Consider the following 15,623-nt stretch of genomic DNA (forward strand, 5'->3'; position numbering starts at 1 on the left):
CTCAACAATTATTCGACATCTGCCGTACAAGATGGGCTAATTAAGTAGTATTGGTTGAAACAACTCACTTCATAAACGAGATTATTCTTATTATAAGAAATATCATGTTTCACGGAGAGCTTTTCCGTCACCATCAGATTCAATTCCATACCACTGGTGAGCGCAGAGTTGCATAGGCTGACGAGCAGACATATGCCACTGTGAAGCCTGTAAGATAAGCCTTCGAATGAAACTACTTGCTCGATGTGCCTGGACACATGCAAAAATTGCCTGGTGTCACTTTAATTGTACTCTTAACATTCTCCGCGATTTGAAATAGGATTTTACCATGTTAGCAAAAGCTTGATGTACACACACCCTTCCAATCTCCTACTTTTTCCTTTATCAAAATAACTATATTCCTATCAACGTACTCCCCAGGTCCCATATGCTGTGGAAAGAACCTCCCGATCGAAAGGTTCGCAGCGCCTAAAGGGAATGAGATCATTTCCCTATACGGCTCGGTTCCATATCCGTATTCGTCATACTTTTGACAATTAGGATCAAAGTAACTTGCGGGACTCATTCATCAAACGTGCGGATAACTCGTCCAATATCTCTTCCGTTCGTTGAATAAGCTTTTCGATGTTTTTCAGTTTTAGTGGCTGATCATATGGACAATCCTCTAAAGATGACATATGCTGCATCGTCCCGATAAACAAGGCAATATCCAATCCGGGTTCAGTGTCCGTATGCACTAGAGGCAAGATTTCGTTCATGGTGAGTTCCTTGGGTGGGTGCGTTGAATGATACTTATGGATATAAAGCGCCTTAATCATTGAAGCTAGAGCCAAATCGCAAAGAATAAGGCAGACTTTGAACTGATTGTGACTACACATGATAGCAGCAAGTTTGATGTGATACTGAGCATGTTGGTGATAGTCCATAATTGTAGTCTGTAACTTATGGTAAGCAAGCGTGTACCTGCACTGAGGTTGTATGGAGATATCGCGGTCTTGCGAACTTGAGGTAAAGTCTACTGGTTGATTACAATGCGCTTCGGTAATGGACCAGTTTCTTGTCATTGTCATCCCTCCAAAGAGTTAATACCAGTATTATACAGCAAATTAAATACTCAAAGATATAATTTTCTAATATTATAATACCCAAATGGTCGTGTTTAACCCCTAAAATCTTGTCTACACTTTTACATATAGGGGGTGCATAGTGTGGAAGATAGAAAAATTCTAAAACTAGTCGGTGCTCGAATTAAAGTTTTAAGGAAAGATAAAGGACTATCACAGGAGGCACTTGGAGAAAAAGGTGGATTCCATTTTACATACATTGGACAAGTTGAACGCGGAGAGAAAAACGTTTCATTAATTAATCTTGGTAAAATTGCAGAGGCGTTGGATGTAAACGTTTCTCAACTTTTTGCTTATGTGAATGATGAAATTGAATTGACCGACACGGATATTATGATTCAAGAAATAGTGGACATGTTGAGAGATGCATCTTTAGATAATATTCAATTATCCAGGAACATTCTAAAAGAGATACTAAAGAGTTACGGAACAAATCAAAAATAAGGCAAAGCAACTGTTTAACTAGTTGCTTTGCCTTTGTTTTTTTCGTCATTTTTAATTACTCAGATAGCTTTCGTTTTTCTACAAGTAGGGTAGCTGCTACATCCCCAAAATTCCGCCCCAGCTTTATTCTTACGTTTAACCATTGCAGCACCACAACTGCACTTGATATTAGATACAGTTTTAGATAAAGATTGCTCTTTCTTGGTCGTAGTAGTTTTTACTTTTCTATTGATAGGCTTCCATTTCCCCCAACTGCGTAGCTTACTGTCTACTAAACCACCATGCCAATAATCCACTTTGAATTGATCAGCTTCTTTTCTTGCTGGACCCGTAAGATCAGATGTCGTCACGATCAGAGACAAAATACAGTCATGATTCCTTTTCGCACCTACCAGCTCACGAACAGTCATTACCTGCACCTTATTATGATCAGCATAGCATTTTGCCTGAACCGCGGTTTTTTCGCCATGCTTATCAGTGATAACCAAATCTACTCCACCATCCCTACCTCCAACGCCAACTTCTTTTACCGTGTAGCCATTGTCTCTAAAATAAAGTGTCAATAGTCGCTCGAACTCTGCTCCCGTCATTTTATCTAATGGTAAAGTTAGAATTATTTCGTCAGATCTGCATGTAGAAAAGGGACGATTAAATCCAGTACTCGCAGATTTCTTAATAGCTGGATTCTTAGTTCTTTTAGATCTTCTAGTTTTTTTCTTTTTAGAAGGTTGTAATAACCCAGCAATAACTGCTAGACAGAATATTCCTACAATAAAAAATATTATTGAATTCATGTATGTTGCTTCTACTCCTTCTGAAGTAACTGTAGTGAATCACCTATCACAAATTCTATTCCATAATCTAACCATAGAGCTGTGCATGTTTTTTCGTTTTGCTGTATCCTTTGATACATCAAATTGTCTTTAATTTCATTTCTGAATCTCTCATGTCCAAGTTTTTTTAAACGCTCCAGCCTGACTGGTAAATTCTTTAATTCCTTGAAGTTCTCAAATAATATTATAGGTATGAAATCATTATAATTAGTAATGCTTATATTTGTAATATTACCACTATTATTCTCTAAAATAATTATATTTGCATCATGAAATACATAACTATAATAAGTATCATATTTAAAGATTTCAAACTCAGGGTTATATAAACTTAAAATATTTCTCTTTAGATCATTCATAAAAATATCAACATAAGAGCTGACTGCACTATTTTCAACTGTATTTAATGATTCGGAGTAACCCCTATTAAACATAAGCTCCTCCCTCGCAATCTTAGATATCTAAAATTTCCTCTCTTACTAGATCCGTTGACAAAACATTAATTTCAGCCTGTTCTCTTTTTAATATTTTATTAAAACTTTTGTTTATATCATCAACCGTTAACTGACAACCGTCAGAAGTAAACAGTTTAAACAGATTCTTTTTAAAAACATTAGGTGAATCACGTATTACTTCAAAATTTTCTAAATACAGATTATACATGTGCACAAGCGTTTCTGAATCTAAAAAGATAGGTCTTGTGTCATAGTCATTACCTAGCATTTTATAAAAATGCTCTTGCATAGTGCTAAAATTATTTTCGTCAAATCTATTAGAAATAAAAATATGAGCTGATAGCTGATTTCTTCTACTAAAACGATTAACAAAACTGTTTCTATTTAAATCTACAACATAATCTAGCGCTTTTCTTTGCTCATCCTTCCCTAAATCGTAGCCCTTCTCTTTTTTAGTTAGTTTACAATCGTAGGAGAAAACATAACTTTCAACATCAGTATTATTACCATCGGTTCTCGTCCAGGACATTGCAAAAATCCCTTCCGGAACCGCCTTTCCACTCATCTCTTTTCCCCATTTTTCACAATTTGAGAACATATCTTTAAGGATAGCAAATACATCATCTTCAAACTCTTTATCCTTATATTTTTTGTCGATATCAACTGTTCCTGCTGTCTTCATAATAGATTCAAGGGCTTTATTTGCAGCATCAGATAGAAAAGTCTTTGTTCTACGATCTAACAAATCATGAATTTTATCAACTAAAAAAGAGAACTCACGTTCCTGTTTTATATATATATTACCAAATGTTACTGGATAAATGCAATTAGTATTATAATTTTCGATATTTTTTTCTTGTTCCCCTATAAAAATAATAATAGTAGGAGTAAGCATTTTTTCGATTCTACGAATGACCCGACTAGGTAAACTATTTTCTGCAACAATCACTTGGAGCTTCTTATTACTCGTTTGATTAGAAAGGTTTATAAACTTATATTTTTCGTCATAAAGACTGAGTTCGCTATCTTGAAGTACACTCCAATCAGTTAAAGATTTCAAAGTCCTCTTTATATAACTGTAGACCTCTTTCTTATTGACAGAATAGTTCTCTAACATTTTTTCTCTCAAGGCAGTGCCACATTCCTCAGGACATTCTGTTGGGATACTACTCGATTGTTCAAAAACCTCTTTATACCCGCAAGTCCCACATGAAATCTCTCTTCTGTTGACTGAATTTAAAATATTTTCATCTATGAGATGTCTGTATAACTGTTTGGTTTCATCCGTATAAAAATCATCTGTACTGATCTTACTCATGATCAAATCCACTTTATCTACTTTTCCATCGTCAAATTTCTCATTAGAGATTACCGTGTTAAGTGGAAAGCCAAATCTATATTTAAATTCTGAATCGATTGACAATTTTGTATGATTAGCAATTCCGCTATCATCCATTAAAAAAATGATATTCCCATCATCTTTCATTACGGTTCTAATTGTTCTATTAACGTCACCATACGTTAGATGCAGAGAAGAAATGTCTTTCAAGCTCTCCATCTCAATTATTCCTTTTTCATAAGCATGCTGTACAGAAGGCCATATTTCGATATTTTTTAAACCTAACGTCAAATTAGGAGAATTCTTTAATTGACTCCCTCGAAAACTTATTTTATGAATCTTTATGATAGAATCAACATCAGAAACAGGAGTACCGTGAATTATCGCTGCCTTAATCTTCTCAGGGCTATACTCAGTAAATAATTCGTTGGAAACTAATGTGAGTTTGCAATCAAATGCATCTGACACATACTCTTTTATTGCTTCCTTTTCCAACTTAGTACTTGATTTAACCTGAATAGTCCCATCTGAAATATTAATTGTAAATAGAACTGGTGCCACTTCTTTGTTCCGAATAGCTTCCTCAAAATCTGGTCTTGGTGCATCATTTATTTGCCTATACAGAACTACTAACAAATTTTCATTTCGTAGCGTTGCGTAAGAATGCACCTTGTAATTATTTTTGCGACCAGTTTTCTTATACAATGAATCAACTAATTTATCTTTCCCCTCTCTAGGTACCTTGAGAGCTTGCTCCATTGTTATCTTTCCACTCATCGTAAATTGTTCATCTGATCCTTTGTTGTCCCATAAATGCCATGCTAAAACTTCAATAAGATTAGTCTGACTCTCATTAAAAAGATGAATAACTTGAGAAATTGTATGAATGAATTTAGTTTCCGACTTATGAAACCTATCATCATAAAAGTTTCTTAATGTTTTCTTTTTTCTCAACTGAAAATCTCGGCATAATAATATTTGCAACTTCTGTTCTTTAGTAATAGATTTAAAAGAATCTTGAATTTCACCCTTTCCATTTAAATCATTATCTATTTTGAAAAGCGTACCAAGCTCAATTAAAGCCTCTAAACTTAATGTGCTCAGAATCACTAATAATTCGTTATCTAATCTGGCATCAGTCAGCTCATTAAAAGCATCAAATTTGACTCCAATCTCACGCCAAAATTTTGAATCAGTCTTATCTATATACTCCCTATTTAAAGTCATAAGGTCACTCCTTCTAAAATAAGTAGTTCAAATTGATTATTTTACATTATAAAAATAGGCTTATAGAATCATTATCCAATAAAAAACCACTTAATTCCACAATTAAATACATAATTAAACAAATAAACCTGCTTTACATAGCAGGTCCAATGATTTCATACTCAAACAATACACTTATTCGCCACCGTCACCATCTTCGCAGGCATCTCTTCCCTTAACCGCCAAACAAAACTCATCGGTTTGTTCCCCTCATTACTCACATAGTCCGCTTCGCCCAGAAAGACAAATGGAGACGTATAGCCATGCTCCTCCTTATACTCCCGCACGAACAGTACGATCCGGTTGCCCGTCTCCCGATGATGGATATACCGCTGCGCGGTAGCCGTATGCTCCGACACCCGGCTCTGTGTCTGCCAGTGGAATAGAAGCTCGTTAATTGCATAGTCCTCATACAGCGTAGATGGTGAGAAGTCTTTGTCCGATTTGTTCAGTGTAATGAAGAAAATATCCGTCTGTTCGTCTGCAAAATACTTAACCCCTTCACGGAAGGTGGGTGAATGCTGGGCATTCCAGTAACCGAAGGCGGCCAGCACTTGGTCGATGGAGTACATACAGTGGATATCCAGTGGACAAGTGTACGGGAACGAATTACTTTTATCCACAAATCGCAGATGAGCCAAATTATATTTAAAAATATCCACAAGCTCTGCTCGGAATGCCTCACAAGACAGCACACGCTGCACCCCCTCTTTGATGCTGCTCAACCCTAATTTCTCAGGTGCAGCCCGATGGAAGGTGTAGTAGAACATGATCAACATGCGCCGTTCATCAGTGGTAGTCGCTTCTTTACCTTTATCAATATAGTCGATCAGGAAAGTCAGCCAGCATCGAGAATTAATCGTCAGCACGGACGGCAGTCTGCGGATGTACTCCTCGTGTTCATCTTCAATGGGTTCAGTTAATCCAGCTTCGGCTAACATACCGCGGAAATACCTTCTCCCCGTACGTCCACCATAGAATTCATAGAGTGTCATCCCGTGATGCTCTACAAAATGAGCCAAGGTCAGCGGCAGTCCGGTGTCTTGCTGGAACGTTTGCAGCTTCTGGATCAACGCTCTGCGATTACGACTCATCTGCTTGAGGTTGCGCATGATGTATTCCTTCGCTTGCTTTTCCAACTGAATGAACGTGCCGCGAGGCAGGTTCGAAAAGCCGTTCTCGACGTAGTACGAGATGGAATGTTTGGTGGCGCCGATCAGGGCGCGGAATTTATCTTGGAACCTGTACTCCTGGTGCGCTTGCCCAATGAAGTCGAGCACGGTCAGGCACTCTTTGCCCTCCGCCATCCGCAGTCCACGTCCCAACTGTTGCAAGAATACGGTCAGACTCTCGGTAGGACGCAGGAACAGGATGGTGTTCACCTCAGGGATATCCACGCCCTCATTGTACAGATCAACGACAAAGATCATGCGCAGTTCCCCGTTCACCAGCTGTCCTTTCGCAGAATGACGTTCCTGTTCGCTCGACCCGCCATGCAGGGCTATGGATGGAATGCCGACTTCGTTAAATATTTTTGCCATATACATCGCATGATCCACCCCAACACAGAACCCAAGCCCCTTCACATCGTCCAGATCAGTTACGTATTTGTTCAGACTTTGGATGATCTGGTTGGCACGGATTTTGTTATGGGTATAGAGCTTCTCCAGTTCGTTCAGGTCATAGCCTTTACGCGACCACTTCACCTGAGATAGATCGACAGTATCGGTAACGCCAAAATATTGAAAAGGACTCAGCAGCTTCCGGTCAATTGCATCGGTTAGACGGATCTCGGCGGCAATCGTATGATCGAAGTAGGCGGTAATGTCTTTGCCATCCATCCGTTCCGGCGTTGCAGTGAGTCCTAGCAAAATCTTAGGTTCATAATGGGATAACAGCTTCTGGTACGAAGGAGCAGCGGCATGGTGGAATTCATCCACAATGATGTAATCGTAATAATCAGGGCTGGTGATCTCCGTCAGCTTCATAGCGTTAAGGCTCTGTATGCTGACAAACAAGTGATCCAGCGCCTCTGCTCGGTGATTCCCGACATGCAGCTCGCCAAAATTCATATTCTTCAGGATATACCGGAACGTGTCACGGCTTTGCTTTAAGATTTCTTCCCGATGGGCGACAAAAAGCAACTTGGCTCCCGCATGGCTCGCACGGAATCTCTTATAGTCGAAGGCAGAGATGACCGTTTTGCCAACGCCTGTGGCGGCAACGATCAGGTTGCGGGTTCGTCCATACAGCGTACGCTCGGCGTCCAGCTGCTCCAGCACTTCTTTCTGATAATCATAAGGCTGGATGTCGAGGTGAAAGTAGTTGGACTGATCTTTTTTACGATTCAGAGCCGCCTTCAGCTGTGCCTCATGTCCTTCATCCTCAGCCATATACCGCGTAAATTCGCGGTCATTCCAGTAACTCTCGAAGGTCGCTTCAATCTTGCGCAGCACATCGAGTGAATCCTTCTCCGTCACCTTGAGGTTCCACTCCATACCACTGGTCAGCGCCGGGTTGGACAGGTTAGAGGAGCCGACATAGGCTGTCGTGAATCCAGTATCACGGTGGAAAATGTACGTTTTGGCGTGCAGCCGAGTCACTTTGGTATCATAGGAAATCTGGATTTCGGTGTTAGATAATTTGCTAAGTTCGGTAATAGCCTTGAGGTCGGTTGCCTCCATATAGGTGGTTGTGATGATCCGCAGCTTCCCGCCGCCAGCTGTAAATTGCTGAAGCTGTTCCAGAAGCAGGCGAAGCCCGCTGAATTTGATAAATGATACCAGCCAATCGATCCGATCGGCGGTCACGATCTCCTTTTGCAGCTCCAGTAACATACTCGGTTCGGACTTCGCGCCTGTGAATAATGAACTTTGGGAGATTGGCGTATCAGGACGAACGATTTTGCTATCCCGAACCGCTCGAATGCTGTTCAGCTTGGAGTACACATGGGTCAGCACTTCCCCCTGCTCATCCAGTTGTAATTCGTTGTATTCTTCTTCCCCCAGTGTGCCTTTCAGGGTAGCAATAATCTCATTACACGTTCGAATCTGCGCCAACACTGCTGTCTTATCTTCTGTCTGTTCCCGTACAATCTTGAGCGCTCGCCGGGTCACGGCCGCCAAATATGTAGCCAGCAGCTTACGTGCTTCCTCTGCATCCAGCTTCTCGGTCCCAATGTTATACACAGCCGGGTCCAGCGCCGAAATCTCCTGTCTGGTGATGGTGTTGATAAGCTGTTCATATATGCCTTGTTTCATGAATGTACCTCGTGTGGGTGTAGGATGGTTGTGGATAGTTCTCTATGTATATCGTTAGCTAAATAATTGGTGTAACTAAGTATTCCTTCTACTATATTATCGTCCAGCATGGGGAAAATTCCATTAGTTGTTTTGATACAAAAAAGGAGTTCTCCCTATGACAGGAGCGCCCCTTTTTGAATATCATCGTATTATGCCTTACAAACCATCTGAATACATCAACTTATCAATGTCTAAGTTATTTGTTCGATCTGAGTACAAGATGCGCAAACGTGGTTGTCCTTGGTATCGATCTAGATAAAGTGCAACTTCTGTTCTCTTATTATTGATTACCCACCGTGATTTAAACATAATGTTCCCCATACTAAGGTCCAATGCGTCATTGTTCGTTAGACTAGACTCTGCACCAATGATGTATTTATCAGTCGAATTGGTAGGTTTACCGTATTTGTCTTCCAAGGCATCTTTGATGCCATAGTATGTGTTCATTTTATCTCCAGAAGTCGAAAGCGAGTTACCCTTCACTTCGTAGATAGTACGAACCAGTTTGTTCTTGTAGAACAAGTAAGATAACTCTGCAGATGTTGAGGAGACCGACGAACTGTATGTAAGGTATGAAAAATGGTTAACACTTCCTGAATCAATCAGTTTGTCCTTTTCTAGTTTCTTGATTTGTTTAGTGTTCATGCCCCACTTTACATTGCGAAAGTCTGCTTTCGAAGCAGCAGATGCGGAAAGTGGTAAGATCGCGATCGCTACCATGAACAAAGCAATGACCATTAGAGAAATTTTCCTCATACGTCAACTCCTTATCGTATTTTTTATAATCATACCACGGAATTATTTGTTTGGATAAAACAGCAAATAGCACCTCTACTTACGATCTGGTAGAAGTGCCTGAATCTTATTTATGTGTTTCACTCAAATATTGTTTGGACCTATATAACACCAATCATTGTTGTAGGATGCCTTTATCTGTTTCATATCTTCCAGATTGTAAAACCAATCTTCTTCAATCCATACTCTTGCATCGGGGAATTCGTTCAGAAAAGCAAAAAGGAATTTAAATAATAAATCCTCATTATCATCAAAGTCATCAGAAACTACTGCTTTAAAATATTTATTTTGCGTATCATCCCAGTCATAAGTAACGGTTTGAAATTCATAAGGTTCATCAAATACACTAAAGCTAAGCGTCCTTGCGTAATTTCCCTTGAAAGTTGTGTCGCTTATATATAGTCGAGTGTATTTTAATGTACCTTCGCTATTGTAAGTTTCTTCATCATTATCAAATAAAAGTTTCTCTTTTATACATATATTATTTATAGTACTCAATAAATCACTTGCTGACGTGCTTTCTCCACGTTTAAATAATACAAAAGATGACATTCCCATTATTTCAATACTCCTCGACTATGTCTAATATCTAGTAAAACCTCGTTATTTTCAAATGTATAAAACTAGACAATCTTTTCACTGCACCAGTTCGGATCATACGGCATCTGACTTAATTTTAAAATATCATCAGCTGTGTAATACCACTCGGCATCATCAAACCATAAATAATCCTCGCCATTATCTTTAAAATACTCTACAAGAAATCTAAAGATAAACTTGTACTCATGATTTATATTTTCAATATCAAAAGCCCAGAAATAATTTTCGCTTTGAGTAAGCCAAGTGAAACTATCAATTGAGTCTTCCTCTACTTGATTAACATTAAATGTGAAGTACTTTAAGTTGTCCTTATTATCCATGTTTTTAAAAGTAAATTCATCAACTTCTGATAGTGTCCCTTCGCAGATATGAAGAGATCATCACGGTATTTATCTTTTATTAAAATACAAAACATGTTCGCTTTTTGCGCTGCTTTCTTAAAATCCTCAATGGCTTTTTCAGGAACATAATTTTCTATCTTTTTTAGGAAAATGACAGAACTCATCTCAAACAGCCCACTTTCAATTCTTCTCGATTAGATTTCCCGCTCTCATAATCCGTCTCCGAAGTTGATTTTGCAACTCCTAAAATTTAGATCCTCTACCCTATAAAAACAATTACGTCCTGTCTTTGAAATGCAAGTGGCAACTTTTCTCGAAGTCCCTCTATTCTTTCGACTATTTTATCCCTTTGCTCACCTTTTAAATTCTTTATAGCCCAATCCTTTACCAGAAGTAGTTCCTCAATAATCATCGGCACATCTTCCCCTTCTATATCAACACCAGTTGAGAAGAGATCTATCCATTTTAAATCTAATACTTCAACTGCGGGTGACCAGCAATCCTTAAAAAAAGTTTCTGTTGCAACTGGAACAAAAAACTCTTTTCAAAATCATTTTGTGGTTCATGTATCACAGCACTAATAGACATTCCTTAATTCCCTCCGAAATTTGCGAATTATCCCAGGCCTAACGTCCACAATTTTGCCCACTGTCATAGCATATGTAAGACTGGTTACACTATTGTAAGTTTCTTCATCCTTATCAAAGAAAAGTTTCTCTTTTCTACATATGTTCCGAGCAGCACTCGATAAAAGATAAGTCGTCATGCTCTTTCCAAGTCTAAATAGTATAAAAGATGATATCCCCATGAATTAAATCTCCCAATAATAAGATGATACAACTTTTCACTGCTTGTCGGCCATGATCAGGGATGAGCTTTATATCAGCTATTGTATAGATTCATTTTCTATACTCTCAACTTCTAACATCTTTTGTTCAACCCATTGTGTAACCATTTCTGCCTCCTTTAAAGCAATCACTCCCTTTTTACTTTTAAATTTGTAAGTTTCGTAAGCCCATAGTAATATTATTTTTACGAATTCAACTGTCTCTAACTTACAAATCGGTTCAATTTCATCTTCTTCCTCATCACAAAATGGATCTTCAATTATTGTGTAATCTTTATGTGATATGACGCTGGATGCATTTCCTCCATGTCTATATTCGGGGATTCCCCCCCTTAATAAATCAAAATAATTCTCAATATCTTTTCTCAAATCTTCAAATCTCCAAGGTATATCAGATCCTAAAGGATCACTTATCATAGTGGCGAACTCAAGTGATTTTTCCTCGTCAAAATCCATTACAACCATATTAAATTCATCCATGTATTTCAATTTATAATTATATTTTATCTTCACTAATGTACCCTCCAATTCAGTATATTGGGTATGCTGAGATTATCTTATCATTTCTCAAAATAAGCTCTATTTCCATACCTGTGCTTGTTTTCCCTATATATTTATTGTTTTTTATATTTACTTTACTATTAAAAGCTTCATTTACTGAATCAATTACCTGTTGTGGTGTCCATTCCTTTGGAAAAAATGTTGATTTGGGTCCTTTTGGTACTCCATTAATTTCAACATTGGCTTGATAGACACCAAACTCATTAGGTGTATCAACTTTCCCGACAATTTTGCCGTTACTATCTGGCATCCCGGACCACACGAATACTGTTCAACTTGGAATACACATTGGTCAGTACTTCCCCCTGCTCATCCAGTTGCAATTCGTTGTACTCTTCTTCCCCAAGCGTGCCTTTCAGAGTAGCAATAATCTCATTACACGTTCGAATCTGCTCTAATCTGGGTTCAGCGCCGAAATCTCCTGTCTGGTGATAGTGTTAATAAGCTGTTCATATATGCCTTGGTTCATGAATATACCTCGCGAGAGTTAGGATGGTTGTGGATATGTAAGTGATATCATTTTATATGCATTAGTTGTTTGTATATAAAAAAAGAGCGCTCTTTATTGCCTATGAATGGCAGGACACTCCTCTTTTCTATAAAAAAGGCTTATTCCTCCTTCGAAAAAGTTGGAATAAGCTTTTAAATTTCTCTAATCAAAAAGTTTGGATTTTTTAGAGTACACGATTGTTGGTAAATTGTAAAAACATGCTGTTTGAAGTGTAAATGAACTTAGACCCTTAAGAGGCGTAGGATGTTCTATCTGGGAAAATACCATCATTCTCTTTTAAGATTCTAATTAATTTTGAAGCTGCGCGTAAGAAATAGAAATTTGTGGTTGAACCCGGAACCTTTTCGATTTCTTCACATTCCCCATCCGACTTACTTAACTTAATTTTCCCTAATGAATTTTCATCCGGGCCAAATTTATATACTACAAAATCCCTTGTCTCTTCTTCTTTAACTAACAGAACATAAGTAGCCAATGTTCTACCTCCCTAATATTATTCATATACGCTATCTGACCAATTATAATGTTTTTGTGATTCAGAGTGTGCTTTTTCGTAGGTTACTCCATATTTTTTTATATAATTGGATTCAAATAATTCATGATTGAGTAATAAGATGTCATTTTTATTATAGCTTCCTTTCATTAATCGCTCCCAAGCTAAAGCCTGCTGATAATTCGGGTCAAAAGACTTGATTTCTCCACTATCAAATTTATGCTTTTCGAAAAATAAATGATCCTTAATTTGTTGAATATCAGATTCCTTCCACCCTGTATTTCTAGCAATATCGCTTGTATCATTTTTCAGTTTTTTGAATGCCCCATACATATCAAATGCTAAATCCTCCTGCCTCATAAACTCAGAGACTGAAGAAGGCTCTTTTACTTTTGAAACCTCAGCATTATCAATTCTATCTCCATTAGCGTTATGTGTAGGACTTGGAGTTCCATTAGTATGCAGCTTACCCCCACCCGATCCGCCCAGATCGCTATGCTTATTCTCCACCGAACGAAGCGCCTTGCCAACAAATGCATAGGCCAACACCTGACCCATCACAGAACCACTATAGTACCCGGCCCCACTCTCATCCACCTGTTTCTTCTGCTCATCCACAAATTGACCTACATCAGACCTGGCTGTTCCGTTTCCCCAGGCTGCATCCCAAGCAAACTTAATACCTCGCCCAACATCGACCACTCTGCCCAAGGTCATAGCATAAGCCACACTGGTCACCGTACCGAATGGATCGTAGAAAAGCGCCTCTGCTGTCTGTCCAATTCCAGTTACGGTCTCTCCAACTGACTTGTCGAGCAACCCAACACCGAAATTTCGTTTCAGTTCTTCAGGTATATATAGAGCAACCTCACCCGAACCATCGGCTGTTCTGAAATTCTTCGCTATAAAAATAAATTCGTTCTGAATTTTATCTAAAAGACCCAGTGTAGCAGGAAAAACTTCTTTCACCTGCATAAAATCCCAGAAGAACCGCTCTCCAGTGACACCAGACCATTCGGACTGCAACAGGTAAATTGATTTTTCAAGTTCCCGTACCATTCGCTCCAGTTCCAGCTTCTTTTGCTGAACTAATCGGGCTTTTTCCTCTAATACATCGGGATGTACCTGAATACGCTGCATCTATCTTCACCGCCAACCTGACCGTAGTAGTTATACCTAAATTTTAACAAGTTAGAAAGTAGATTGGAATCAAACGGAGGATTCATTTTCACATAGTCTAACTGGAAGTTGGTAAAGATCCTTAGGCAGATATATTGCGCATTCGTGCATGTTCGATCAATTGGTTAATATATAGGTTATATACCCATTGTGCTAGAATATATTTTTCCGAAAGGAGCTATAAATTGAACAAAAAGAGTATCATCGTCGCCGTGATCATCGGTCTAATCTTGCTCGCTCTCCCCTTCATATTCTACTTTTCCACTAAAATATCCGAAGGCTCGGCGTTGCCTAAACCGATTACCCACACCAATCTCTAAGGTATAATACTAATATCGTCTCACAGGAGCTAATATTCCATTTCAAAGGAGGCTTATCCATGGAAATAGAACGACTTGATCATCTCGTGTTAACCGTGGAAAATCTGGAAGCAACGATTGCATTTTATACGAATGTTTTAGGTATGCAGGTAGTCGAATTCGGCCAAGGCCGAAAAGCATTACAGTTTGGACAGCAAAAAATCAATCTGCATGAACGTGGCAAAGAGTTTGAACCCAAAGCCCATATCCCCACACCGGGTTCAGCAGATCTTTGTTTTTTGGTCAGCACACCGTTGGAGGAAGTCATTGCACATTTAACACACCAGAACATCAAAATAGAAGAAGGACCAGTAAAGCGGACAGGTGCACTGGGGCCAATCTGTTCGGTGTATATACGTGATCCTGACGGTAATCTGATCGAACTATCCAATGCTTTGTATGCATAAACCATCAGCTCTCGCTCTCCATATGGCAGCAAAAAGATCCTGAAAAGCCTCGGCTTCGCAGGATCTTTTTTGGTTAACATCATGAATAATTACTTAGCTCAACTATTTACGGTTAATATCGCTCTCATCACTTGGGAATCGAAAAGGTACTGCCTTCCTTCTCACAACCGGTTAACACGTAAAAAACACGTCCCTGCTCACTCTTCATCGTACCGATCTCTTTGCAGATGTTGGTCGTAACCCCCTGTTTGGAGCCATAGGCATCCCTTGAGTTATCATAAGTCGATTGAATGGAGTTACCATCGTATATCAACTCATAGATGATGGCCCTACCTTCGATGGTAAACATCGTCACACGAACCTGATCCTGCTGTTTGTTCCTCACATTCTTCACAAATGTTTTCCACTTATCCTTGTTCCGCATGCCTTCGAGAAGCACAACGACATCCCCGCTTTGCTCCGCTTGCTCAGGATTATGGGGCTCAATAATTTCTGGAAATGAATTCAAAACCACTGGAGAATCCACTGTTGGATCATTTGCCTCACAGGCTGTTAACATCATTAACGCTAACAAAAGCGTGAGCAGTACTCTTTTCATCCAATCCCCTCATGAATTAAGACGCTAAATTCTCTGTACATGTTACCTATGTGCTGTTAGAAATAACGTAAACACACTCAGCACGGATCTTCAATATAAAGGATTTTTTATCATTTGTATGTAACTCCAACCCACCATAAAGTGTTTATATAGCAATGCATCATTTACG

The 15,623-nt window shown here is 38.9% G+C and carries 18 protein-coding genes; 3 read left to right on the forward strand and 15 right to left on the reverse strand.

The window, feature by feature from the left end; all coding sequences use genetic code 11:
• Positions 1–542 precede the first annotated feature (542 nt).
• Positions 543–1,064, reverse strand: a complete 522-nt coding sequence (locus tag A6049_RS17940; RefSeq protein ID WP_063565985.1) for a hypothetical protein — start codon at positions 1,062–1,064, stop codon at positions 543–545.
• A 144-nt stretch (positions 1,065–1,208) separates the two neighbouring features.
• On the opposite strand from A6049_RS17940, the gene A6049_RS17945 reads away from it, so the two are divergent.
• Positions 1,209–1,568 (forward strand): helix-turn-helix domain-containing protein, encoded by a 360-nt coding sequence (locus A6049_RS17945; protein ID WP_063565986.1) that lies wholly within the window; start codon positions 1,209–1,211, stop codon positions 1,566–1,568.
• Between the two features lie 59 nt (positions 1,569–1,627).
• Here the strand turns inward: A6049_RS17945 and A6049_RS17950 are convergent, their stop codons facing one another.
• The 13 genes from A6049_RS17950 to A6049_RS18015 all read right to left on the reverse strand — a co-directional run bounded on the left by A6049_RS17950 (position 1,628) and on the right by A6049_RS18015 (position 14,051).
• Positions 1,628–2,362, reverse strand: coding sequence for a restriction endonuclease (locus tag A6049_RS17950; protein ID WP_063565987.1), 735 nt, complete (start codon positions 2,360–2,362; stop codon positions 1,628–1,630).
• Between the two features lie 11 nt (positions 2,363–2,373).
• Complete coding sequence (locus A6049_RS17955; RefSeq protein WP_063565988.1) at positions 2,374–2,835, reverse strand: hypothetical protein; 462 nt, start codon at positions 2,833–2,835, stop codon at positions 2,374–2,376.
• Positions 2,836–2,854: 19 nt separating this feature from the next.
• On the reverse strand, positions 2,855–5,422 hold the full coding sequence (locus tag A6049_RS17960; RefSeq protein WP_063565989.1) for a hypothetical protein: 2,568 nt from the start codon (positions 5,420–5,422) through the stop codon (positions 2,855–2,857).
• A gap of 161 nt (positions 5,423–5,583) precedes the next feature.
• Positions 5,584–8,721, reverse strand: coding sequence for a DUF3427 domain-containing protein (locus A6049_RS17965; protein WP_063565990.1), 3,138 nt, complete (start codon positions 8,719–8,721; stop codon positions 5,584–5,586).
• Between the two features lie 198 nt (positions 8,722–8,919).
• Positions 8,920–9,519 (reverse strand): hypothetical protein, encoded by a 600-nt coding sequence (locus A6049_RS17970; RefSeq protein ID WP_063565991.1) that lies wholly within the window; start codon positions 9,517–9,519, stop codon positions 8,920–8,922.
• Between the two features lie 123 nt (positions 9,520–9,642).
• Complete coding sequence (locus A6049_RS17975; protein WP_063565992.1) at positions 9,643–10,116, reverse strand: hypothetical protein; 474 nt, start codon at positions 10,114–10,116, stop codon at positions 9,643–9,645.
• A gap of 65 nt (positions 10,117–10,181) precedes the next feature.
• Positions 10,182–10,478, reverse strand: a complete 297-nt coding sequence (locus A6049_RS17980; protein ID WP_063565993.1) for a hypothetical protein — start codon at positions 10,476–10,478, stop codon at positions 10,182–10,184.
• Complete coding sequence (locus A6049_RS33315) at positions 10,457–10,663, reverse strand: hypothetical protein (protein ID WP_063565994.1); 207 nt, start codon at positions 10,661–10,663, stop codon at positions 10,457–10,459. The genes A6049_RS17980 and A6049_RS33315 overlap by 22 nt, the downstream gene beginning before the upstream one ends.
• A 95-nt stretch (positions 10,664–10,758) precedes the next feature.
• Positions 10,759–10,911, reverse strand: a complete 153-nt coding sequence (locus tag A6049_RS34130) for a hypothetical protein (protein WP_240321482.1) — start codon at positions 10,909–10,911, stop codon at positions 10,759–10,761.
• Positions 10,912–11,385: 474 nt separating this feature from the next.
• Entirely contained in the window at positions 11,386–11,826 is a 441-nt protein-coding gene (locus A6049_RS18000) for a hypothetical protein (RefSeq protein ID WP_063566064.1), read from the reverse strand.
• 49 nt (positions 11,827–11,875) lie between these two features.
• Positions 11,876–12,157 (reverse strand): EndoU domain-containing protein, encoded by a 282-nt coding sequence (locus A6049_RS18005; protein ID WP_063565996.1) that lies wholly within the window; start codon positions 12,155–12,157, stop codon positions 11,876–11,878.
• Positions 12,158–12,647: 490 nt separating this feature from the next.
• Entirely contained in the window at positions 12,648–12,893 is a 246-nt protein-coding gene (locus A6049_RS18010; RefSeq protein ID WP_063565997.1) for a hypothetical protein, read from the reverse strand.
• Between the two features lie 18 nt (positions 12,894–12,911).
• Positions 12,912–14,051 carry a WXG100 family type VII secretion target gene (locus A6049_RS18015; protein ID WP_063565998.1) on the reverse strand — a complete coding sequence of 380 codons (1,140 nt, stop codon included), beginning with the start codon at positions 14,049–14,051 and terminating at the stop codon, positions 12,912–12,914.
• A 224-nt stretch (positions 14,052–14,275) separates the two neighbouring features.
• On the opposite strand from A6049_RS18015, the gene A6049_RS34420 reads away from it, so the two are divergent.
• Positions 14,276–14,410, forward strand: coding sequence for a hypothetical protein (locus A6049_RS34420; protein WP_256716861.1), 135 nt, complete (start codon positions 14,276–14,278; stop codon positions 14,408–14,410).
• Between the two features lie 59 nt (positions 14,411–14,469).
• A complete protein-coding gene (locus tag A6049_RS18020) occupies positions 14,470–14,856 on the forward strand; it encodes a VOC family protein (protein WP_063565999.1) in 387 nt (128 codons plus the stop codon).
• 127 nt (positions 14,857–14,983) lie between these two features.
• Here A6049_RS18020 and A6049_RS18025 read toward each other — a convergent pair whose 3' ends face one another.
• Positions 14,984–15,454, reverse strand: a complete 471-nt coding sequence (locus A6049_RS18025; protein WP_063566000.1) for a DUF4362 domain-containing protein — start codon at positions 15,452–15,454, stop codon at positions 14,984–14,986.
• Positions 15,455–15,623 lie beyond the last annotated feature (169 nt).

Source organism: Paenibacillus sp. O199 (genome assembly GCF_001636635.1).
GTDB lineage: Bacteria > Bacillota > Bacilli > Paenibacillales > Paenibacillaceae > Paenibacillus > Paenibacillus marchantiae.

Excerpts from the sequence above, each read along its gene's own strand:
- A6049_RS17940 (WP_063565985.1), bottom strand. The coding sequence starts at position 1,064 with ATGACAAGAAACTGGTCCATTACCGAAGCGCATTGTAATCAACCAGTA.
- A6049_RS17950 (WP_063565987.1), bottom strand. The coding sequence starts at position 2,362 with ATGAATTCAATAATATTTTTTATTGTAGGAATATTCTGTCTAGCAGTT.
- A6049_RS17955 (WP_063565988.1), bottom strand. The coding sequence starts at position 2,835 with ATGTTTAATAGGGGTTACTCCGAATCATTAAATACAGTTGAAAATAGT.
- A6049_RS17960 (WP_063565989.1), bottom strand. The coding sequence starts at position 5,422 with ATGACTTTAAATAGGGAGTATATAGATAAGACTGATTCAAAATTTTGG.
- A6049_RS17965 (WP_063565990.1), bottom strand. The coding sequence starts at position 8,721 with ATGAAACAAGGCATATATGAACAGCTTATCAACACCATCACCAGACAG.
- A6049_RS17970 (WP_063565991.1), bottom strand. The coding sequence starts at position 9,519 with ATGAGGAAAATTTCTCTAATGGTCATTGCTTTGTTCATGGTAGCGATC.
- A6049_RS17975 (WP_063565992.1), bottom strand. The coding sequence starts at position 10,116 with ATGGGAATGTCATCTTTTGTATTATTTAAACGTGGAGAAAGCACGTCA.
- A6049_RS17980 (WP_063565993.1), bottom strand. The coding sequence starts at position 10,478 with ATGGATAATAAGGACAACTTAAAGTACTTCACATTTAATGTTAATCAA.
- A6049_RS33315 (WP_063565994.1), bottom strand. The coding sequence starts at position 10,663 with ATGAGTTCTGTCATTTTCCTAAAAAAGATAGAAAATTATGTTCCTGAA.
- A6049_RS34130 (WP_240321482.1), bottom strand. The coding sequence starts at position 10,911 with ATGATTATTGAGGAACTACTTCTGGTAAAGGATTGGGCTATAAAGAAT.
- A6049_RS18000 (WP_063566064.1), bottom strand. The coding sequence starts at position 11,826 with ATGGATGAATTTAATATGGTTGTAATGGATTTTGACGAGGAAAAATCA.
- A6049_RS18005 (WP_063565996.1), bottom strand. The coding sequence starts at position 12,157 with ATGCCAGATAGTAACGGCAAAATTGTCGGGAAAGTTGATACACCTAAT.
- A6049_RS18015 (WP_063565998.1), bottom strand. The coding sequence starts at position 14,051 with ATGCAGCGTATTCAGGTACATCCCGATGTATTAGAGGAAAAAGCCCGA.
- A6049_RS18020 (WP_063565999.1), top strand. The coding sequence starts at position 14,470 with ATGGAAATAGAACGACTTGATCATCTCGTGTTAACCGTGGAAAATCTG.
- A6049_RS18025 (WP_063566000.1), bottom strand. The coding sequence starts at position 15,454 with ATGAAAAGAGTACTGCTCACGCTTTTGTTAGCGTTAATGATGTTAACA.